This window comes from Rhodococcus sp. C1 (assembly GCF_020809065.1).
Taxonomy (GTDB): domain Bacteria; phylum Actinomycetota; class Actinomycetes; order Mycobacteriales; family Mycobacteriaceae; genus Rhodococcus_F; species Rhodococcus_F qingshengii.
Genome location: NZ_CP078080.1, coordinates 355,802 through 376,405, shown reverse-complemented (window position 1 = coordinate 376,405; position 20,604 = coordinate 355,802). Strand labels below are relative to the sequence as shown.

At 61.6% G+C, this 20,604-nt stretch carries 18 protein-coding genes; 2 read left to right on the top strand and 16 right to left on the bottom strand.

Translation table 11 applies throughout. The features are described 5' to 3' along the window. Position 1 precedes the first annotated feature (1 nt). The 12 genes from KTR60_RS01735 to KTR60_RS01680 form a co-directional block, all read right to left on the bottom strand. The gene (locus KTR60_RS01735; protein ID WP_050655582.1) at positions 2-1,012 is read right to left on the bottom strand and encodes an NAD(P)/FAD-dependent oxidoreductase; all 1,011 of its coding nucleotides are present in this window, start codon (positions 1,010-1,012) and stop codon (positions 2-4) included. 150 nt (positions 1,013-1,162) lie between these two features. Then, positions 1,163-1,948, bottom strand: coding sequence for a class II aldolase/adducin family protein (locus KTR60_RS01730; protein WP_054188628.1), 786 nt, complete (start codon positions 1,946-1,948; stop codon positions 1,163-1,165). Between the two features lie 13 nt (positions 1,949-1,961). Continuing rightward, entirely contained in the window at positions 1,962-2,798 is an 837-nt protein-coding gene (locus KTR60_RS01725; protein WP_019746502.1) for an ABC transporter permease, read from the bottom strand. Next, positions 2,795-3,658, bottom strand: coding sequence for an ABC transporter ATP-binding protein (locus KTR60_RS01720; RefSeq protein WP_007731623.1), 864 nt, complete (start codon positions 3,656-3,658; stop codon positions 2,795-2,797). Before KTR60_RS01720 ends, KTR60_RS01725 begins: the two co-directional genes overlap by 4 nt. After that, complete coding sequence (locus tag KTR60_RS01715; protein ID WP_007731624.1) at positions 3,655-4,638, bottom strand: ABC transporter substrate-binding protein; 984 nt, start codon at positions 4,636-4,638, stop codon at positions 3,655-3,657. The genes KTR60_RS01720 and KTR60_RS01715 overlap by 4 nt, the downstream gene beginning before the upstream one ends. A gap of 204 nt (positions 4,639-4,842) precedes the next feature. Then, complete coding sequence (locus KTR60_RS01710) at positions 4,843-5,799, bottom strand: NAD(P)-dependent oxidoreductase (RefSeq protein ID WP_019746501.1); 957 nt, start codon at positions 5,797-5,799, stop codon at positions 4,843-4,845. A 109-nt stretch (positions 5,800-5,908) separates the two neighbouring features. Beyond that, positions 5,909-6,781 (bottom strand): alpha/beta fold hydrolase, encoded by an 873-nt coding sequence (locus KTR60_RS01705; protein WP_065351801.1) that lies wholly within the window; start codon positions 6,779-6,781, stop codon positions 5,909-5,911. Between the two features lie 30 nt (positions 6,782-6,811). Continuing rightward, a complete protein-coding gene (locus tag KTR60_RS01700; RefSeq protein WP_054188629.1) occupies positions 6,812-7,768 on the bottom strand; it encodes a catechol 1,2-dioxygenase in 957 nt (318 codons plus the stop codon). Then, positions 7,768-9,111: a M20 family metallopeptidase gene (locus KTR60_RS01695; protein ID WP_007731632.1), complete on the bottom strand. Its 1,344-nt coding sequence runs from the start codon at positions 9,109-9,111 to the stop codon at positions 7,768-7,770. The genes KTR60_RS01700 and KTR60_RS01695 overlap by 1 nt, the downstream gene beginning before the upstream one ends. Before the next feature lie 122 nt (positions 9,112-9,233). Beyond that, positions 9,234-10,523 carry an aromatic ring-hydroxylating oxygenase subunit alpha gene (locus KTR60_RS01690; protein ID WP_007731634.1) on the bottom strand — a complete coding sequence of 430 codons (1,290 nt, stop codon included), beginning with the start codon at positions 10,521-10,523 and terminating at the stop codon, positions 9,234-9,236. Between the two features lie 81 nt (positions 10,524-10,604). Further along, positions 10,605-11,003: an acyl dehydratase gene (locus tag KTR60_RS01685; RefSeq protein ID WP_065351800.1), complete on the bottom strand. Its 399-nt coding sequence runs from the start codon at positions 11,001-11,003 to the stop codon at positions 10,605-10,607. Then, positions 11,000-11,485, bottom strand: coding sequence for an FAS1-like dehydratase domain-containing protein (locus KTR60_RS01680; protein ID WP_007731639.1), 486 nt, complete (start codon positions 11,483-11,485; stop codon positions 11,000-11,002). The genes KTR60_RS01685 and KTR60_RS01680 overlap by 4 nt, the downstream gene beginning before the upstream one ends. 101 nt (positions 11,486-11,586) lie before the next feature. Here KTR60_RS01680 and KTR60_RS01675 point away from each other — a divergent pair, with 101 nt between their 5' ends. Together KTR60_RS01675 and KTR60_RS01670 are read left to right on the top strand one after the other, a co-directional pair. Further along, entirely contained in the window at positions 11,587-12,438 is an 852-nt protein-coding gene (locus KTR60_RS01675) for an alpha/beta fold hydrolase (RefSeq protein ID WP_007731641.1), read from the top strand. Between the two features lie 7 nt (positions 12,439-12,445). Further along, positions 12,446-13,627: a multidrug effflux MFS transporter gene (locus KTR60_RS01670; protein WP_019746495.1), complete on the top strand. Its 1,182-nt coding sequence runs from the start codon at positions 12,446-12,448 to the stop codon at positions 13,625-13,627. A gap of 5 nt (positions 13,628-13,632) precedes the next feature. On the opposite strand, the gene KTR60_RS01665 is transcribed toward KTR60_RS01670, so the two are convergent. From KTR60_RS01665 to KTR60_RS01650, 4 genes are all read right to left on the bottom strand, one after another. Next, positions 13,633-14,376, bottom strand: a complete 744-nt coding sequence (locus tag KTR60_RS01665; RefSeq protein WP_007731643.1) for an IclR family transcriptional regulator — start codon at positions 14,374-14,376, stop codon at positions 13,633-13,635. A gap of 70 nt (positions 14,377-14,446) precedes the next feature. Further along, a complete protein-coding gene (locus KTR60_RS01660; protein WP_003943946.1) occupies positions 14,447-16,378 on the bottom strand; it encodes an ABC transporter ATP-binding protein in 1,932 nt (643 codons plus the stop codon). Beyond that, complete coding sequence (locus tag KTR60_RS01655) at positions 16,375-18,108, bottom strand: ABC transporter ATP-binding protein (protein WP_228401693.1); 1,734 nt, start codon at positions 18,106-18,108, stop codon at positions 16,375-16,377. The genes KTR60_RS01660 and KTR60_RS01655 overlap by 4 nt, the downstream gene beginning before the upstream one ends. 114 nt (positions 18,109-18,222) lie before the next feature. After that, positions 18,223-20,577 (bottom strand): MMPL family transporter, encoded by a 2,355-nt coding sequence (locus KTR60_RS01650; RefSeq protein WP_042447716.1) that lies wholly within the window; start codon positions 20,575-20,577, stop codon positions 18,223-18,225. Positions 20,578-20,604: the final 27 nt, after the last annotated feature.

The following is a 20,604-nucleotide window of genomic DNA, read 5'->3' as shown; positions in this document are numbered from 1 at the left end:
CCTAGCTCTCCTGTTCGGTGGAGTGTCCAGGGAAGATTTCTGCTTCCGGATCCAGCACTGCCGCAGCGTTGTTCACCGCAGTCGCGGCCTCGCCGAAACCGACGGCGATCAAGCGGACCTTGCCGGGATAGTCCGTGATGTCCCCGGCGGCATACACACGCGGAACATTCGTCTCCATCCGTGTGTTCACCGCGATGTGGCGATTGTCGATCTCGATTCCCCACTCCATCATCGGACCGAGGTCGGCCGTGAATCCCAATGCAGCGATGACGGATTGAGCGGGCAGCGTGGACGTGCTCTTGTCTTGTTTGTGGGTGATGTCGACCTCGCCGATCCACCCGTTTCCACGTACCGCCGAGACATCGGCGTTGACGAGAACCTGGACACTGCTTTCCTGCACCTTGGCGACTGTGGATTTGTGTGCGCGGAAACGATCTCGCCGGTGAACCAGGGTGACGGACTTGGCAATCGGTTCCAGGTGAACGGCCCAGTCGAACGCGCTGTCGCCGCCACCGACGATGACAACGTCTTTCCCGGTGTGCGCCGACAAATCCGGGACGAAGTAACTCAGCCCCCGATCCATGAACTCCGAACCCTTCGCCAACGGACGCGGGGTGAAGGTTCCGATGCCGCCGGTGATGACAACCGCGCCGGCCACCACGACCTGGCCCGTGCTGGTGGTGATCCGCACCCGGCCGTCGTCGTCATGCGACAGCTCACGAGCCTGCATGCCCAGAAGGTACACCGGATCGAACGGGGCAGCCTGCGCCATCAAACCCTCGATGAGGTTGCGTCCCTTGACCGAAGGGAATCCCGCGATGTCGAGGATCGCCTTCTCCGGGTACATCGCACTGACCTGTCCCCCCGGTTCCGCAAGGGCATCGATCACGGCAACCGAGAGGCCGCGGAAGCCTGCGTAGTACGCGCCGTACAGCCCGGCGGGGCCGGCACCAATGATCAGAATATCGACGCCGATCTCGTTGTCGGTCGCCGTGGAAGACGTTTTGTTCACACTCGATACGGTATTGCGCCGACGGACTCACGCAAATGAAACCGGTCCGCTCAACAGACCTCGGTAACAGTTGCGGGACACCACGAAAAGGGCCCGCCGACCTCTCGGTCGACGGGCCCAATGCTCGCAGGAATTCAGTGCGCGAAGAATTCAGTGCGCGAATACCTCGGGTTCGTCTGCTGCGATCTTCTGGATGATGGTCGAGTACGCAAACCACCCCACCTTCTCGGTGCCGACTGCTTCGTAGGTCTGCGCCGCGATCTTCTCGTGCAGGACAACCGGATCACCGGCGGCTCGCGCCGTCAACTCCGCCTGCATCGACCGCTCCATCGACACATACCACCACACTGCGCTCTCCACGGAAGTTCCGACGGTCAGATGACCGTGGTTGGTGAGGATCACGGCCTTGTTCGATCCGAGGGCATCCGCGATGCGAATCCCCTCCTCTTCGTCCAGCGCCACCCCGTGATACTCCTCGTAGATCGAGTGATCCTCGTGAAAGGCGCACGCGTCTTGAGTGATCGGCGTGAGGCGGGTGTGCAGCGAGGAGAACGCCTTACCGTTCAAACCGTGAGCGTGAACAGCTCCGATGACGTCGGGACGAGCCTCGTGAACCTTGCTGTGGATGACAAACGCTGCTCGGTTGAGCGGTCCGTCTCCGGAAATGACCGCGCCGTCCGATGCCACATGCAGCAATTCCTCCGGCTGAACCTGGGAGAAGTGCCGCCCGAACGGCGCAGTCCAGAAAGTCTCCGGATCTTCTGGGTCTCGGGCGGTGATATGTCCCGAGATTCCCTCGTCCAAACCGAATTTCGACAAAATCCGATACCCGCCGATGACAGCGGTCTTGCGACGACGCCGCTCACTCTCGATATCGGTGAACTCGGGCGGTCCCGGAATTCCGGCCTGCTCGGCAATGCTCAGCGGGTGATTCATGCTGCGCTCCTGACTATTTGACGCCGTAACGGGCGAGGTACCGCGAGGACAGAATGCGGAGAATCCGGTCGAAGATGAAGCCCATGATGCCCAGGACGATGATGCCGACGAACGTCCAGTCGATCCGGCCGTAGTTTCGAGCCTGCCAGATCATCGAACCGATACCCTGGTCGGCGGCGACGATCTCCGCCGACACGATGGTGAGGAAGCTGTTGCCCATCGCCAGGCGAGCGCCCGTGACGATGCCGGGGATCGACGACGGCAAGACCACCGTCTTCATGATCTGAAGTTTGTTGGCACCAAGATTTGCCGCTGCCTGCAGTTTGTTCTCGCTGATCGCTACAGTCGCGGCAATCGTGCTGACCGTGACGATGAATACCGAGGTGTAGAAGATCAGAACAACCTTCGACGTCTCACCGATGCCGAACCAGACGACGGCGAGAGTGACAAACGCAATAGGCGGAATGAACCGGAAGAACTCGATGTACGGATCGAGGAGCTGTCGCACGATGGAAATGCGGCCCATCAGAATTCCGACGGGAGCACCGATCACGACACCCAGGAACCAGCCGATGAGAATTCGCTGACCCGATGCGGTGATCGACGACCACAGAACGCCGCTCTCCCACAGTTCCTGTGCCGCCGACCATACTTCGGCCGGTGATGCAATGGTGGTCGGCCCGTACCACCACGCCAGGAACGACCAGATGCCCAAACCGATTGCCGCTGAGGCTGCATACATCAGCGTCGCTTTGACAATCTTGGATCGCCGCGCCGACGAACGCTTTTTTGTCTCCGCCACCTTCGCTGTTCTCACACCGGCTGAACCACCGGTCACTACAGCCGTCACAGCTCGTCCTCCTCAATGCCTTGGTTCCGCAGCGACGCAACCACTTCTGCCCGAATGTCGTCCCGCAGCTTCTCGTAGAGCTCGATCACCTCGGGATCGTTGCGGTCTCGCGGACGAGCCGCATTGACCTCGTAGACGCTCTTGATCCGGGCCCGCGGGCCGGCCGACATCACGATCACACGGTCAGCCAACGTCAGTGCCTCGTCGATATCGTGAGTCACGAATACCACGGTGCAGCGGGTGTGCCGCCAGATACGGTCGAGTTCGGTCTGCAGAACCTGACGAGTCTGAGCGTCCAACGCACCGAACGGCTCGTCCATGAGAACCAACGACGGCTGGTTGGCAAGAACTCGTGCGATCTGAACACGTTGCCGCATACCGCCGGACAGCTGCGAGGGGAACTTCGCACCCGCGTGGGGCAAGCCGACCATCGCGAGGTACTCGGCCGCGATACTCGCCTGCTCGCTGCGGTTCGCTCCACGCATCCTGGGGCCGTAGGCCACGTTCTGGCTCACGGTCATCCATTCGAACAACGCTTCGGAGCTCTGAAACACCATGCCGGCGTGGCGGTTACTGCCGGCGACGACATCTCCGTCGCACACGATCTCGCCGGCGCTGGGTTCCACGAAGCCGGCCATGGACGACAGCAGCGTCGACTTGCCGCAGCCACTCGGACCGAGCAGACAGACGAATTCACCTGGCTGCACGTGCATGTCGATTCCGGCGACGATCTCCGCCGCGCCGAAGCTGATTCCGAGGTCGACCACGTCGATGGCAACACCGGTGTTCTTCTTGCCGGGGCCGGCTGTCCCCGCGCTATTCGTCGAGCTGGTCGTTGAACCACTTGTTGCGATACTCACTGTGCACCATCCTTGTACCAATCCAGAAGCATTGCCGATTCGAGATCCGGCTGGTCGCTGAGAACACCGATCGACTTGTAGAAATCTACGATCGACTGAGCCGACTCGACATCCGCAGCTTCGAGATTCACCACGGCGAAGTCGATCTCGTCCACCGCGGCAATAGTCTGATCCTCGCTGACGTTCACAGCCGCCTTGGTCGCGGACGCTGCCACGCCCGGATCCGACTCGACCTTGCGCGTTGCCTCGTCGAGCACCTTCGCGACGGTTCGCGCTGTCTCTTCGTTGGCCGACAACCACGGAGCCGTCGTGATCGCCCAATGATGATAGAACCAGCCGTAGTCTCCGGTTACTGCCACCACGTGGCCGGTTCCCTGATCCAGGGCGGTGGCCGGCCACGGCTCCCACAGGACAAACCCGTCGATGTCGCCGCGACTGAGCAGTGCGGGCATGTCCGTCGGGGTCGCCGAGATCATCTCGACCGAACCGGGGGCAATGGAGTTGGCAGCGAGGTACTTGTCCGTCGAAATCTGGCTGAGACCCGGGACGATGCCCATCTTCTTGATCGCAGCCGGTGAGTCGACACCGTTACGCAGCACGACCTTGATGTAGTCACCCGACGCCTCGTACGAGTACATCGCGCGCAACGACGGATTCTGACGCAACTGGGCGATCGTTGTCGTATCGGAGCTACCGGCGATCTGGACCTGCCCGGTCGAGAGTGCGTCGACGGCCTCGCCACCACGACCGAACTGGACGAGTTCGACGTCCAAACCGGCAGCGTCGAACATGCCTTCCTGATCCGCTACGAAGAACGGAGCGTAGGAAGCATCGATTCCGACTGCGATACGCAGTGGTCCACTTCCGGCAGAATCAGCTGTGCTTTGCGTCGCCGGGCGGCTGCATGCGCCGGTTGCAACGGTCAGCAGCAGCGCAGCCGAAACAAGAGCAGTCCTTCCAAACTTTGACAGCGAGGCCATCTACTCACACCTTTGTTTGTGATCTGTGCCGCAGTTGCGGGTCGTGGAGAGCAAACCTAGCTGTGTGTACCTACACCCGAGAACCAACCGGGTCCACCGTGCGGACCGGGGACAGGAACTTACCTCGGCGAAACACTGCACCTGGAGGAACGTGCGGACCGAAATACTTCGGTAACACGGCCCTCGATCACAATGTCCACCGAATCACAATGTCCACCGAATTGTCTGCGAGCGCAGCGCACTGGCGACATTCTGCGCCGTCATCGAATAGATCGACGCACGCGCTCCGGCGCTGCCGCCGGCGACGTGCGGGCTCAGGAGGGTCGAATCGAATCCACGGAGCGGGCTCGAAATCGGTAGTGGTTCAACGTCGAACACATCGAGGGCAGCGCCGCCGACATGCCTGGAACGCAAGGCACGCGCCAATGCCGCGTCGTCGACGACAGCGCCGCGCGCCACATTGACCACGATCGCTCCGGTGGGCAACTGCGCAACTCGATGGGAATTGATCAGTCCCCGAGTTGATTCCGTAAGCGGGACGGCCAGCACCAGGACATCCGCGAGAGGCAGTAACTCGTCGAGTGACACAAACGTCGCAGCCACAGTGTCACGCGGTCTCGAACGCGCGGTGACGTAGACGTCGCAACCGAAGGCGGCAAACAATTCTGCACACCGGCGGCCGATCGAACCGACACCTACGACGCCGACCCGGCGCTGCGCCAGATCGCGGCAATCGCGCGTCAGGATGGATTCCTGTGGCCATCGACCATCGGTAACCTCGTTGTGCGCCCAGAACATGGAGCGGCACAACACACCTGCCGCGAGCACTGCCCACTCCGCAACCGAATTCGCGTTTGCACCGGGAGTATTCGCCACCGGAACTCCGGCGGCGCGCCAGGCTTCGGCATCGATGAAATTGGTTCCGGCACCAGGCTGTTGGACGAGGAGCACATTCCGGCCGAGCTCTGCTTCCTCCTTGCCCAGTGGCAGATCACCACTCCAGTCCCCCACCACGACGTCGCATGTCGGCAACTCCGCACGGAGCGCCCCCGTGGTGCGCTCAGGTAATCGAACTACCTCCGCCTCACCCCTGACGGCGTCACGGATTGCGGTACCGAGTCCGTTGTCGGCGTCGGCCGTCAGCAGAAGTACTTTCTTCACGAGAACTCCTTCGCTGTAAGACGATGACTGTACCTTCGAAAACGCGGAAGCCGGCCTCCCAATCGAGAGACCGGCTCCATTACGCAGCAGCATATTTGGCAGGAACTTCTCAGATAGCTGCCTTCGCGCTGGCTGATGCCTTTGCCAAGAACTCGAGGCTCAGCGGGTTGTACTTCGCTGCCTGCTCGTGCTGCGGCCAGTGACCGCACTCCGAGTAGAGTTCGAGCTGAGCGCCCGGAATATCCTCGGCCATCTTCTTCGCTTCCGGAACATCACCGAACGGATTTTCCTGACCCCAGACCACAAGAGTCGGCGCCTTGATGAGTGCCATTCGATCCGGGCGCAGCAGGTTCCGCTGGCGAACCTCCATCTCCTGCAAGGAAAGGAGGTTGTGGATGTTGGCGACAAAATCAGGCTGATGGTAGATCCGGTGACGAGCCTGAACCAATTCCTCGGTTGCATCGGCGGGATCATGCATGAGCAACTGCATACGTGCGCGGGTCAATTCGATGTCGTCGCTCTGGACGGCCTTCGCGGTCGACGTCTTGATGCGCTCCATGACTTCCGGGTTCGCGACTGTTCCGCCTGCTGCCAGCAACTGCAGCGACAGAACACGTTCGGGCTGCTCGCTGGCCAGGTAGGCAGCGACCCAACCACCGAGGCTTTCACCCACCAAGTGCACACGGTCCAGTCCGACCGCGTCGAGGTAGTTCACCAAATGCTCGACGTAGCGCGGAATCTCGTACGGGTAGTCAGGCTTGCCGGTGTAACCATGGCCGAGCATGTCGATCGCGTGAACCCGGTAAGACTCGGCGTGCGGTGCAATATTGCGTGCAAATGCCTCGAGGTGTCCGCTGGTGCCGTGCAGGAAGATCACGGCCTCGTCACCGGATCCTGCCTGCAGAGAGCGCGTGGGCACACCGCCGGCGTCGACGGTCGTCAACTCGAAATCGAGCCCGGCAAGTTCGTTCCAGATTGTCATCAGAGAAACTTCCTTTACTGAAGGTGCAGATTATGTTGTTGCGCTGTCTGTTCCAGCTGGATCGAGAATCGTGACACCCATACCGGTGAGCCACTCGGGAATCGCTTCGTAGGCAAGGCGTTCACCCGGAACGTAGTCGAGCATCGCGGCCATCATGAGCCAGGTCCGCAACTCCTGCGCACCGTTGCCCGCCTCGTCTTCGATCTGCTGCGTCGTGAACTCGGCAAGCTCACTTGCCTTGCCGCTGGCAAACAGATCAAGAATTCGGTCATCGAACTCCGGAGTGATCGCGGCATCGGCTGCGCGGATGATCTGGCGTCGCCGGACGTCGTAGTCGGACCAGTTCTCCCGGCCGTCCAGCCAGGCTTGAACCATGAAATCCTCGTCCTCACCGTGCGGATCCCGCCAGTCCGGCCAAGGCAGACGATGAGACAATCCACCGGACGCGATCACCACGACCCGGGTATCCGCCGGATACGACGCAACGGCATCCCGCAGGGCCTTCGCCACTTCCTCACATCGCTTGAACGTCGGGAGGGGCGGCGCGAATACGTTGACCACCAACGGAACTATCGGAACATCGATTCCGTCGAGAAGGTACTGAATCGCGTGAGACTGACCATGATCGATCTGCAATCGCGCCGAGTAGGCAAGATCGAACCGGCCACCTTCGATCAGCTCGTTTGCAAGGTGCCTGGCGAACTCCACGTCGACCCGTTGCGGCCCCTTGGGTGTTCCTGACTCGCCACTGGAAATGCACTCTCCGACGCCGAGAGTGAACGCCGGAATCAGATCCAGCCAGAAACCGCGAAAGTGGTTGGAGCCGAAAATCAAGACAACATCGGGTTTCGACGCCGCGATCTTCTCCCGGCTCAGATACAGCGCGTCCCGGAAGCGTTCGGCCTCCGCCTTGTGCGTCGTCTCTTCCCAATGGGTGTTCATCAAGGTGCTGTGGGAGGCACCGATACCCAGAACTATCTTCGCCATCAGTCGATTCCTACTTCCTCGAGCGAGCGGGTGACGGTGTCGAGGGCCACTCGGATCAGATACTTCGTAAATCTCTCCGCCGCAGCCAGATCCACAGTGTTCATCCCCATCGCGAAGTCCACCTCGAACGGTGCGTCGACCACCTTGGGCATACCCACCCGAATCGTCGGGATGCCGCGGCTGCGCAGGATGTTTGCGTCGGTGGCTCCACTCGCGTCGAAGAAGTCCTGATGCGGCTCTCCTTCGGCAGCTTCCCACGCGTGGACTGCGGCGCGGCGCAACCACATTCGAGGGTCCGAACCCTCACCGGGGATGGCAAGAACCTGTTCGACGTCGATCTGCAGATCCAGCGATTGTGCGATCTCCGCAACGACGGCTTTGAGTTCGCGCTTGGCCGCGGTGGGCGTCGTCCGCGGGCTGAGCCGTAGATCAACGGTAAGGCGCACCTGCTCGGGGGTGAACGACGCTGTTCGCTCCCACCCGCCGCGGATGTTGGCAACGATCCCCTGAGGCGCAACCAAACCGTCCTGATGCGCCGCCGAGTACTTCGGGAACCATTCCTCCAACTTGGCGACCACCTCGCCGGCTGCGGTAATCGCGTTGCGGTACGGCAACCGGTGGCGCGAGCCGACGTAGGTGTGCAGACCGTGCACCGTGATCTCGAACCAGGCCAGTCCCACTTCTTCCCAGGAGACCGTCCAGCCGGGCTTGGCGATCAACGCGCAGTCCGCCCACACTCCCTGTTCCAGGAGGAACGAGCAGCCGACGCCCTGGCCGGTGTTGCGTCGGGGGTTTCCGACACCGGGGCGGGCATTGGTCGGCATACCACCGGCGCCGAATCCGAGCACCAGGTCACCGCGGAGCGGAATACCGGCTGCGGCAATTGCTTCGGCCGCCGCGACAATGCAGACGGCGTGGCCTTTGGGGTTCGACGCACCCAATCCGATCACGTAGTTCTCGTCGAACTGGGCGTGCGGCGTCAGATCCGCTCGCAGCTCATTTCCCACCCACGGCAGGTCTTCCGCCGGATCGCCGGTCGTGACGGTGTCGATCGGCGCATACAGCAACAGGTCCGGTCCGGACCCGTCACCGCGGAGCCTTCCCCACGAGTTCGCTTGCCGATCATCGAGATCCATTGTGTGGGCCTCGATGCCCGACGCTGCCAGGACCGCCGTGATGTGGCGGGCCAGCGGTGCTTCGTCACCCGTCGGACTGGGAATGTTGACCACCGAAGTGGCGAGATCCCGCAATCGCGCACGATCGACATGGGCGTAGGCTCGCTCGACCCATTCCCGGCGCTCGTCGCCTAGGCCTGCGAGAGCATCGGCCCTCGCAGTGGTCATGGATTGACCTGATGTACCTGAGTATTGCTGCGCTCGCCGGCCAGCTGCCACAGCTTGGGAACTGCCACTGCAACAGCGGCACCGATAGCGACAGCCGTCAGAATCTTGAACATGTATCTCTCCTATTCGCTGGTGCCGGTGGGAATCTGAGCGTCGGCGACAGGGGCCGAGCGGGGCGTTGGCGTCCGGCGCTCTCGGGTGGGCCTGACCGGCGCCTTGGGGGTGTGCTTGGCCGCGTCGGCGATCTTCTCGGCGTACTCTTCCTCTGCCAGATTTCGCCACGTCGTCAGCGACACGTCCGGTCGGTACAGCTTCTCCGGCGGTGCGTCGGTGACCTCGACCATCCACGCATCCTGACCCGAGAACTGACCGTGGAACAGCCAGCGGATCGCGCCGAGGTACTTGGCGTAGAAGCCCAATTTTGCTGCGCCGGAGACGAAGTTGACCATGAGGCCGACGTACTTGTGGTTGTCTTCGTCCACCGGGACGTAGAACTCGTAGTGAATGAACTTGGGGTACGCGATGCGCAGGACACCCGGCATGGACAGTGAAGCAAAACCGGGGAAGTTCTGAGCTGCGATCACAGGATTGACGTCCAGACCGGCGCCGACGTTTCCGATCTGCGAAATCTGGGTCTCGTCCGGCTTCTTCTTCCACCACCGCTTGTTCGTCCAGGTTCCCACGCCCGGGAATTCCGCCTCCCAGTACACCTCTTCCTGCACGCGGTAGATCCAGCGTCCCTCCGGAACGATGCTCGTGATGTTCCACGTCGGCATCGGCTTGAACAGACGCCACAATGCGGTGCGGTGCAGGTACTTCGCATGTCCCTCGTCGAAACCGTTCTCACATGCGAAGCGCCAGTTGCCTTCTCGGGGCTGAATCCGACCACCGACGATACCCTTGTTCTCCACCAGCTCACGCGGCAACTGGTCGTCGATGGACGGCGCCGGCTCGTTGGCGATCGGGATGTACACCCACACCAGACCGAGTCGCTCCTCGATCGCATAGGTCTGGACGTTCAGCTTGCCGCAGATCTTGGAATCCGGACCGTCGGTGATGACCGCGGCCAGCTTGCCGTCAGTGAGCCGGTACGTCCAGCCGTGGTACGGGCAGCTGACAGTTCCCGGGAACTGCTGATCGCCCTCGGACAACGGAACGCCGCGGTGCGGGCACCGATCGTGCAGGGCATATGCCTTGCCTGCGTCGCGGATGATCGCCAGCTTTTCACCACAGATGGTGAAGCTCTTGGGGTCTTTGGTGATGTGGTTCGACCACGTGACCGGGTACCAGTAACCGCGGTATCCGCTGCCGGCTGCGTTGTAACCCGGCCATGCCGTCCAATCCTGCCGACCGGCCGCTCGTGGCCGCTCGGGCAGCGCGAACGTGGCTTCCGACGCCTCGACACCAGTCATGTGAAGTCCTCTCGACACTGAACGTTTGAATGAAACAGATCTTGGGTGAGATTGCGGTCTACGCCAATGGATTCGGTTCGCTCAGCAGACCCGGACCACCACAGCGGTTCCGACGGCACACAGCACGCCATTGTCCGAATGCTCCCGCAATGCCAAAGTTAGTTGGTCACTGTCGATTTGGGACACTTCACCCGACACCTCGAGCGTGGTTCCGACGGGCGCGGGCGCACGATTCTGCCAGGAGACGGACACAACTCCTTCGTATCCACCGGCAAAGTGTGACGCGGCACGAAAGAACAGCGTGCCCTGCAACTGGGCCATGACCACCGGTGCGGACAACCCCTCCGTCTGCGCATATGAGGCGTCGTAGTGAATACGGTGCGAATTGTGCGTCGACGCCCCGAATCGAAGGATCCGAACCGGATCGCAGATCAAGGTCACCGATTCGATCGGCGTGCCCACGACTACTGTTTCGGTCATCGGACGATGAACTTCTCGACGACCTCGGCAAATGCGCCGGACTGCGCACCCCGGTAAGTCTTGGTGACCGAGAGCAGCAGAAACTCGTCCGGAGCCCGGCCCTTGGTCGTCACGGTATCGAGTACTCGCCCTACGACGACAGCCTCACCCAGCGGGGCCGGTCGCAAGAAAGTCACACTCTGCCCGCCGGCCATCAAGCGCACGTCGATACCGTCTGTGCCCGGCACTTCGTCACGGAACATGCCGTCTGCTCGGTACTCTCGATCGGAGCCACCTTGCGGTCCTCGCAAAAGCGAAGGCAGATACATCGGATGGACGGCAAATGCCGGGTGCTCCGGGTCGAGAAACCGGGGGTCCGTCTCGGCGGTGGCAACCGCAAACGCAACCGACTCCGCCGGACGCACCGTTCCCAACTCTCGCGTTTCCCGCGTACCGATCATCGCCTCCGCGCGATCACGCGCGTGCTCGAGTTCTGTTCTCATGCCAGCACGCTAGGCATTCGGAAGTCTCACAGCCACGAACCGGGTTCGCCTGCCGGACCGCGATACTTCCAATACCGCTCACCTCGAGGTCAGGTATAGCCATGGCTGATCAACCGAAGAGCTTGTACGCCAAAGCAGATGGCGTCACATTCCATTACTACGACCTCGGCGAGGGCGACCCCACGATTTTCCTGCACGGAGGCGGCCCCGGCTGCACTGCGTGGTCCGACTTCGGGCCAGTGGCACCGCTCTTCGCCTCGGATCGACGAGCGATTCTCGTTGATCTGCTGCAATACGGTCGGTCCGACAAGTGCACCATCGCCGGCCCAATGTGGGACTTCCACGCCGCCAAGGTGGTTGCCCTGCTCGACGAACTCGGAATCGAACGCGCAGACTTCGTCTGCAACTCGTGGGGCGGCACCATAGCTCTCAATCTTGCGGCAAAGTACCCGGAACGCGTTCGCTCCCTGGTGATCACGGGCAGCATGCCCGTCTTCTACGGTCCACTCGCGCCGCTCCCCGAGGATGGCCGTCGTGGCCGCAACGCCCGCGACGTCTACTACGGCGGCACCGGCCCCACCCTCGAAAAACTCCGCACCTTGATCACCAGTCTCGAATGGTTCGACGGATCGAAGTTGCCCGCCGAAACCCTCCAGATGCGATACGAGCAAAGTCTCGACCCCGAAGAAATGGCCCTGGCTGCCTCGGCGGACTCACCTCGTGGCGATTGGCAGGATCTCACAGCTGAACTCGGCCAGATCCAGGCGCCGACGCTCTTCGCCTGGGGCATGCACGACGCATTCCTCACCCCGGACTACCCGCTCATGCTTGCGCGGATGATTCCCCATGGCCATCTCTACATCATGGACAAGGCGTCGCATCATCTTCAGGAAGAACGACCATACGACTACTACAGTGTAGTTTCGGGTTTCCTTGACCAACAGCACAACTGAACTAACGGTGATCGCCCCGAGGGGCGGTGCACGGATCCGATTGGTACTGCTTCTCGGAATTCTCACCGCCCTCGGGCCGTTCACCGTCGACATGTATCTTCCTGCGCTGCCACAGATCACGCAGGAATTCGGTACGTCGGACACGATGGTTCAGCTGACCCTGACGGGCACACTGCTGGGTCTGGCTTTCGGCCAGTTGCTCATCGGCCCACTGTCCGACATCTACGGACGTCGACGTCCCCTGCTCGTGGGCACAGTAATTCACGTCGGCGCGTCGTTGGCCTGCTTCTTTGCTCCGTCCATCGAAGTCCTCACTGCGCTGCGAACCCTTCAAGGTTTCGGCGCCGCCGCGACAGGCGTGATCGCGATGGCAATCGTTCGTGATCTATTCACCGGACACGATGCGGCAGTTGTACTTTCGCGGCTGATGTTGGTCATGGGCGTAGCGCCCATCCTGGCCCCCTCCATCGGCGGGGCACTGATGTCCGTAACACAGTGGCGCGGAGTCTTTCTCGCTCTCTTCATCCTGGGCATCGCGATGATCGCACTCGCGGCAGTATCGCTGCCGGAAACACTTCCACCCGAGAATCGGTCGGGCAAGGGCATCGGCGCCATCGCGCGAAACTACATTGCGCTCGGCAAGGATGCCCACTTCATGGTGTTGGTGCTCGTGTGCGGTCTCGGCCGCGGCGTTTTGTGGTCGTACATCGCCGCGTCGTCCTACGTGATGCAGGAACAGTTCGGACTGAGCGCCACCGCATACGGATTTGCCTTTGCCGGCGGCGCCGTCGTTCTGATCGGTTCGTCCCAGCTCAACGTCGTGCTTCTCGGCCGGTGGTCGCCGAATTCCATCACGATCTGGGCAATGTGGGGCAGTAGTGCCGTCGGCGCTGCATTTGTTGTTGTTGCCGCCACCGACTCGTGGGGATTCGTCGGGTTTGCCGTCCCCATCCTGCTGATGCTCTGCGCAACGGGTTTTGTCATGCCCAACGCACCGGCGGTTGCACTGTCCCGTCACGGAGAAGCCGCAGGCTCAGCAGCCGCGCTGATCGGATTTGCGCAGTTCGGCGCTGCCGCTGTGGTTGCGCCCATCGTCGGCCTTCTCGGCAACACCAGTCTTGCCGTGGCCATCTCCATGACCGGGGCTTCGGTTCTCGGCGTGATCGCGCTGCTCTGCGTGCGTCGATAAAACGGTTATGCCGAGCGTTCGAGAACCGATACCTTCCGGCTGATCCCTTCGGCCGCCGCGCGCAACGGTTCGGCAAAACGCTCGGTGTCCATTCGATACCGCGGACTCGACACACCGATCGCGGCAACTGCTTCACCAAGTCCACCGAAGATCGGGGCAGCGATACTCGATGTTCCCAGGCGAACCTCTTCGGTCTCGACCGCCAACTGCTGCGAACGAACAGCGTCGAGTTGCCTACGTAACCCGTCTTCCGAGTTCACCGTCCGATCGGTGAACTCGACAAATCCGTTGCCTGTCACCGCTCGAAAAACGGAATCCGGTGAGTACGCGAGTATCGCTTTGCCGGTTGCCGTGGCATACATCGGCAGCCGGCCAGCCACCCGCGACGGCAGGTCCACCCCGTGATGACCGGAGATCTTGTCGATGTACAGAACATCGAGGCCGTCGCGAATCGCGAGGTGAACCGTCTCCCGGGTCGCCGCGTGAAGATCCTGCACATACGTCAAGGACACCTCGCGCAGAATACGTTGACGAGGAACCAACTGCCCCAGTTCGAAGAGCCGTAACCCCAACCTGTACTTGGTTCCGACCCGTTCCAGTAGACCAAGAGACACCAGTTCACCGGCTATTCGATGCACCGTCGCCTTCGCAACACCACTCCGATTCGCAAGTTCGGTCAGCGACAGCGCACCCGAATCCGCATCGAAGGAATCGAGTATCAGGCGCGCTTTCCCCAGCAACGAATGCATCGCCGAGCGCCTCCAGTACACAGAATGTGGTCCACCCAGCGGACCAAGTCTGCTCCAGTCTACTGAGGCATCAGATCTCCGCGCCCACGAATTGGCTGTTGTACAGACGGAAATACGCGCCGCGGGATTCGAGCAGAGCCTCATGGCTCCCCTGCTCCACGATCCGGCCTTCCTCCATCACCACGATCAGGTTCGCATCACGAATTGTCGAAAGACGGTGCGCGATGACAAAGCTGGTGCGGTCGTTGCGCAGAACCGCGGTGGCGCTCTGGACCAGCAGTTCGGTGCGTGTGTCCACCGAACTGGTCGCCTCGTCGAGGATCAGGATGGACGGCTGCGAGATGAAGGCGCGGGCGATAGTGATGAGCTGCTTCTCGCCCGCACTGACGTTGCTGCCTTCCTCGTCGATGACCGTGTCGTAACCCTCAGGCAGAGAGTGCACGAACTTGTCGACGTAGCTCATCTCGGCCGCACGACGAATCTCCTCGTCGGTGGCACCAGGCTTGCCGTACGCGATGTTCTCGCGGATGGTTCCACCGAAGAGCCACGCGTCCTGCAGAACCATGCCGATGCGCGAGCGCAGATCGTCTCGCGTCATGTCGGCGATGTCGATGCCGTCCAAAGTGATACGGCCCGAATTGAGTTCGTAGAACCGCAGGATGAGGTTGACCAGGGTGGTCTTGCCGGCGCCGGTGGGTCCGACGATCGCAACCATCTGACCCGGCTCGGCAGTCAGGGACAGGTCCTCGATCAGCGGCTGTTCCGGCTTGTAACTGAAGGTGACGTTCTCGAACTTGACGCGCCCCTTGTCGACCGTGGGCGACTTCGCACTCTTCGGGTCCTCCGACTGCTCCTCTTGGTCGAGCAGCGCGAAGACCCGCTCGGCCGAAGCGACACCGGACTGCAGCAGATTGGTCATCGACGCGATCTGCGTGAGCGGCTGGGTGAACTGCCGCGAGTACTGGATGAACGCTTGCACATCGCCGAGCGTCATCGTTCCGGATGCGACGCGCATGCCACCCACCACTGCGATGGCGACGTAGTTGAGGTTGCCCAGGAACATCACGGCCGGCATGACCAGACCGGAGATGAACTGCGCCTTGAAGCTGGACTCGTACAGATCCTCGTTCTGCTTGCGGAAGCGCTCCTCGACCTCCTGCTGGCGGCCGAACACCTTGACCAACTCGTGGCCGCTGAACGCTTCCTCGACCTGTGCGTTGATTCCGCCGGTGCTCTTCCACTGCGCCACGAAGTGCTTCTGTGAACGCTTCGCGATGAACGCTGTGACCATGATCGACAGCGGAACAGTTGCCACCGCGATCAAGGCGAGCAACGGTGAGATCCACAGCATCATCACCAGAATGCCCAGGACGGTCATCACCGACATGACCAACTGGCTGAGCGTCTGCTGCAAGCTCTGCGCGACGTTGTCGATGTCATTGGTCACGCGTGAGAGAACATCACCGCGGGCATGGGTATCGAAGTACCGCAAGGGAAGTCGGTGAATCTTCTGCTCGACATCCTCACGCAACCGGCGAACGGTTCGCTGGACCACGATGTTGAGCAGATACGCCTGCAACCAACTGAACAGCGACGCACAGACGAACAGCAGCAGCACGATCATCAAGACCTTGCCGACTGCGTCGAAATCGATTCCGGTTCCAGGCACAACTGCCATGCCGGAAACCATGTCCGCGAGCTGACCCTGCCCCGAAGCGCGCAATCCTTCGACAGCCTGTTCCTTGGTAGTCCCCGGCTGGAGTTGCTTGCTGACGATGCCGTCGAAGATCAGGTTGGTGGCGTTTCCCAGGATCTTCGGCGCGATCGAGGAAAGTACGACGCTTGCCGTCACCAAAGCGAAGATCAGGACGACGATCGGCTTGTCCGGGCTCAAGCGACCGAGGAGACGCTTGAGAGAAGGGCCGAAGTTCATGGCCTTCTTGGTGGGATCGCCGCCGCCGGGCGGGCCGATGGGAGGCGAGGAAGTCGGTCGATTACTCATGATGCGTCCTGTACGGCTAGCTGAGAGGCGACGATTTCGCCGTAGGTGGGACAACTGACCACGAGTTCGTCGTGCGTGCCGATCCCCACGATGGCGCCGTCGTCGAGCACGATGATCTGATCGGCTTCCACGATGGTGGAAATGCGCTGCGCGACAACGACGATGCAGGCGTCTTGCGTGACCGGCCGGAGCGCCGCACGCAGCCTCGCATCAGTAGTGAGGTCGAGTGCCGAGAAGGAATCGTCGAACAGATAGATCTGTGGCTTACGCACCAACGCTCTGGCGATGGCGAGTCTCTGACGCTGACCGCCCGATACCGTCGTACCGCCTTGTGCCACCGGTGTGTCCAGACCTTCGGGCATGGCGCGGACGAAGTCGGCGGCTTGGGCGATCTCGAGGCACTCCCACAGCCATTCGTCGGTAGCTTCGGGGTTTCCGTAGCGGAGATTGGTGGCGACAGTGCCCGAGAACAGATACGGCTTCTGCGGGACCAGACCGATCACCGAGCAGAGCAGTTCCGTGTCGATGTCGCGGACGTCGACTTCTCCCACCGATACCGATCCGGAGGTGGAGTCGATCAATCGTGGAATCAGGTTAAGCAGAGTGGTCTTTCCCGATCCGGTGCCGCCGATGATCGCCGTCGTCTTGCCGGGTTCGGCACGGAACGTGATGTCGCGCAATACAGGTTCCTCGGCTCCGGGGAACTGGAACTGAGCGCCACGAAGTTCGACGACTCCCGGGTCCTTCAGTTCTCGGACCGGATTCTCGGGCGGAATCACCGACGAATCCGTGTCGAGCACCTCGGAGATACGTTCGGCGCACACCGACGCACGCGGCAGCATCACCGCCATGAAAGTGGCCATCATGACGGCCATCAGGATCTGCATGATGTAGCTGAGCATCGCGGTGAGCGAGCCGATCTGCATCGAGCCCTCGTTGATCTGATGGCCACCGAACCAGATGACCGCGACGCTGGTGACATTGCTGATCAGCATCACGAGCGGGAACATCAGTGCCATGAGGCGGCCGACGCCGAGTGCAGTCTCCGTCAGCTCACGGTTGGCATCGCCGAAACGCTCTACCTCGTACGGTTCCCGTACAAACGCTCGGACGACACGGATGCCCGTGATCTGTTCGCGAAGAACACGGTTGACGGCGTCGAGGCGGCCCTGCATGACCCTGAATCCGGGGACCATCCGGGCAATCAGGAAACCCATCGAGACTACGAGAAGCGGGACGCTGATCCCCAGGATCCAGGACAGATTCAGGTCCTGACGCAGAGCCATGATGATGCCGCCGACGCACATGATCGGCGCCATGACGAGGATGGTGCAACTCATCACGACCATCATCTGCACTTGCTGGACGTCGTTGGTGTTGCGGGTGATCAGCGAAGGCGCACCGAAGTGCCCGACCTCTCGGGCCGAAAACGTCCCGACCTGATGCAGCACCGACGCTCGGAGATCGCGTCCGACGCCCATGGCGACTCGCGCACCGAAGAAGACGGCCCCCACCGAGCACAGGATCTGCGTGAGCGTGACCATCAGCATCATCCCGCCGGTGGAGAGGATGTAGCCGGTGTCGCCTTTCGTCACGCCGTTGTCGATGATGTCGGCGTTGAGACTCGGAAGGTAAAGGGCCGCCATAGTCGAAATAAACTGCAGGACGACAACGCCCGTGAGTTCACCCCGGTACGGCGTCAGATAAGTGCGCAGCAGCCTGATCAGCATAGTGAGCGAAGGTTACCAATCCTGGCCGACATGTGCCGCTGGATATTTCGATACACAAAAACTGCTGTGCGCCTTTATTAACCGCGGGGGGTTAATAAAGGCGCACAGCAGAGATCAAGCAGATGCGGACTGAAGCTCCGCTTCCTTTTCTTCACGGAGGGCCTTGCTGAGCTTCTCACCCTCGATGTCGACGTTCGGCAGAATCTTGTCCAGCCACTTCGGCAACCACCACGCCTTGTCGCCGAGCAGTGCCATGACGGACGGGATGATCACCATGCGCACGATGAAGGCGTCGAAGAACACCGCCGCGGCAAGCGCGAAGCCGATCGACTTGATGAACGAGTTCGGTTCCGCGATGAAGGCACCGAACACGGAGATCATGATGACCGCGGCCGCACTGACGACCCGGGCGCCATGGTTGAAGCCGATGGTCACGGCCTCCTTCGCGCTCGCGCCGTGGACGTACTCCTCACGCATACGCGTCACGAGGAACACCTGGTAGTCCATCGCGAGTCCGAACACCACACCGATCAGGAAGATCGGCATGAAACTCACGAGTGGTTGCGGGTTCGAGATGATGCCCAACCAACCGTGCTGGAAGATCGCCACCGTCGCACCGAATGTCGCGAGCACGCTGAGCAGGAAGCCGAGCGTCGCCGTCAGCGGAACCAGGATCGAACGGAACACCAAGAGCAACAAGATGAATGCAAGGCCGACGACGACGGCCAGGTAGGGCACCAATGCATCCTTCAGCGTGTCCGAGACGTCGCCTTCGAGTGCGGTCTGACCGGTGATGCCGTAGCTGACGCCGATCGAATCGTTGAGTCCGCCTTCGGCTCCACGAAGGCTGGACACCAGATCCATCGTGGCGGGGTCGGTCGGACCACTCTTCGGAGTGATCAGTACCTGCGCGGTGTCACCGGCCTCGTTGACCCCGACGACCTGTGCGTTCTGGACGTCATCGAAGCCCGAGATGGTCGAGACGACCTCCGCAAAGGCCTCCCCGGCGGGAACGCTGGCATCCTTGGCGTCGACAACGGCGATGAGCGGTCCGTTGCGACCGTCACCGAAGCCCTCGTCGATCAGGTCGTATGCCTGACGCGCACTGGTCGCCGGGTCACCGGTGGCCTCCGACGGCAGTGCCAGGCTCAATCCCGTTGCGGGCAGAGCCAATGCGCCCAGAAGCACTACTCCACCGATCAGCGGCACGAGCGGACGACGGACGACGGCACTGATGAAGCGCAGAGCCAACTTCGGCTTGCCCGAATCTTCGTCTTCGGACTCCTCAGCGCGCTTGCTGAGGAAGGGAATCTTGCCGGCAAAAGCCTTGCGTCCGAACATACCCAGGATCGCAGGCAGCAAGGTCAAGGCGATCAGAACCGCGATCAGCACGGTAAAGGCCGCTGCCGCACCCATATCGGAGAGGAACGGGATGCCGACGACGCGCAATGCAACCAGAGCGATGATGACCGTCAAACCAGCGAATACCACTGCGGAACCGGCGGTTCCGACGGCGCGACCTGCTGCTTCGGCACGGTTGTCGGTAAGGGTGAGCTCATGCCTGAACCTGGACATGATGAACAGCGAGTAGTCGATCGCCACAGCCAGACCGATCATGATCGCCAGCGTCGGAGTCATCGAACTGAGATCCATGAATCCGGTGGCAACCGTGATTCCGAGGCTGCCGATAGCGATACCGATGATCGCGGTGAGGAGCGGAAGCCCCGCGGCCACAAGCGAACCGAACGTGATGGCCAGAACGACTGCGGCAACGGCGATACCGATCAGCTCGGTGACACCACCGGGCATCTCCGCTTCCTGAGCAGCAGAACCACTGACCTGGACGTTGAGTCCCTCGGCCCGACCGACATCGGCTGCGGAGTTGATCGAATCACGCAACGCCTGATCGAGATCGGCGAAGTCACCGCTGAACGGAACCTCGACGTACCCGACTGTGCCGTCGGCACTGAGCGGCGACAACGCACGCGCGTCGTCCACGGCCTGTGTCTCGGAAGTTCCAGCCGCAGCAGCCTTTTCCTTGAACATCGCAACCATGGAGTCGTTGCCGGTAACCGGATTGACCAACGCCTTCGCGGCCTGTTCCGGAGTGGCAGTCGCCGGGTCCACCTTGGCAGAGTCGGCGACCTTGTCGATGCCACGAATACTCGCGAGCATGTCGTCCATGGCCTTGACGTTCGCCGGATCGGCCAGCGTCGTGCCTGCCGGAGCTTGCACTACGTATCGCGCGCTCAGCGAATCCATAGGATTGGGCGCGTCGGGAAAACGCTCCGCCATCAGGTCTTGCGCCTGCTGCGCCGGGGTTCCCGGAATGGAGAACGAATCCTTGGTGGGGCCGGACAGAGTCGCTGCCCCGACGCCCATCAGGACCAGGATTATCAGCCAAACGCTGAGGACCGCGCCTTTTCGCCGGTAGGCGAACTTGCCGATCCGATAAAGATAGGTGGCCACGACGGGCTCCTTGCTGTTTCGGTGCGT

Coding starts and splice junctions, on each gene's coding strand:
- KTR60_RS01730 (WP_054188628.1), bottom strand. CDS start 1,948: ATGAATCACCCGCTGAGCATTGCCGAGCAGGCCGGAATTCCGGGACCG.
- KTR60_RS01715 (WP_007731624.1), bottom strand. CDS start 4,638: ATGGCCTCGCTGTCAAAGTTTGGAAGGACTGCTCTTGTTTCGGCTGCG.
- KTR60_RS01705 (WP_065351801.1), bottom strand. CDS start 6,781: ATGACAATCTGGAACGAACTTGCCGGGCTCGATTTCGAGTTGACGACC.
- KTR60_RS01700 (WP_054188629.1), bottom strand. CDS start 7,768: ATGGCGAAGATAGTTCTGGGTATCGGTGCCTCCCACAGCACCTTGATG.
- KTR60_RS01695 (WP_007731632.1), bottom strand. CDS start 9,111: ATGACCACTGCGAGGGCCGATGCTCTCGCAGGCCTAGGCGACGAGCGC.
- KTR60_RS01690 (WP_007731634.1), bottom strand. CDS start 10,523: ATGACTGGTGTCGAGGCGTCGGAAGCCACGTTCGCGCTGCCCGAGCGG.
- KTR60_RS01685 (WP_065351800.1), bottom strand. CDS start 11,003: ATGACCGAAACAGTAGTCGTGGGCACGCCGATCGAATCGGTGACCTTG.
- KTR60_RS01680 (WP_007731639.1), bottom strand. CDS start 11,485: ATGAGAACAGAACTCGAGCACGCGCGTGATCGCGCGGAGGCGATGATC.
- KTR60_RS01675 (WP_007731641.1), top strand. CDS start 11,587: ATGGCTGATCAACCGAAGAGCTTGTACGCCAAAGCAGATGGCGTCACA.
- KTR60_RS01665 (WP_007731643.1), bottom strand. CDS start 14,376: ATGCATTCGTTGCTGGGGAAAGCGCGCCTGATACTCGATTCCTTCGAT.
- KTR60_RS01660 (WP_003943946.1), bottom strand. CDS start 16,378: ATGAGTAATCGACCGACTTCCTCGCCTCCCATCGGCCCGCCCGGCGGC.
- KTR60_RS01655 (WP_228401693.1), bottom strand. CDS start 18,108: ATGCTGATCAGGCTGCTGCGCACTTATCTGACGCCGTACCGGGGTGAA.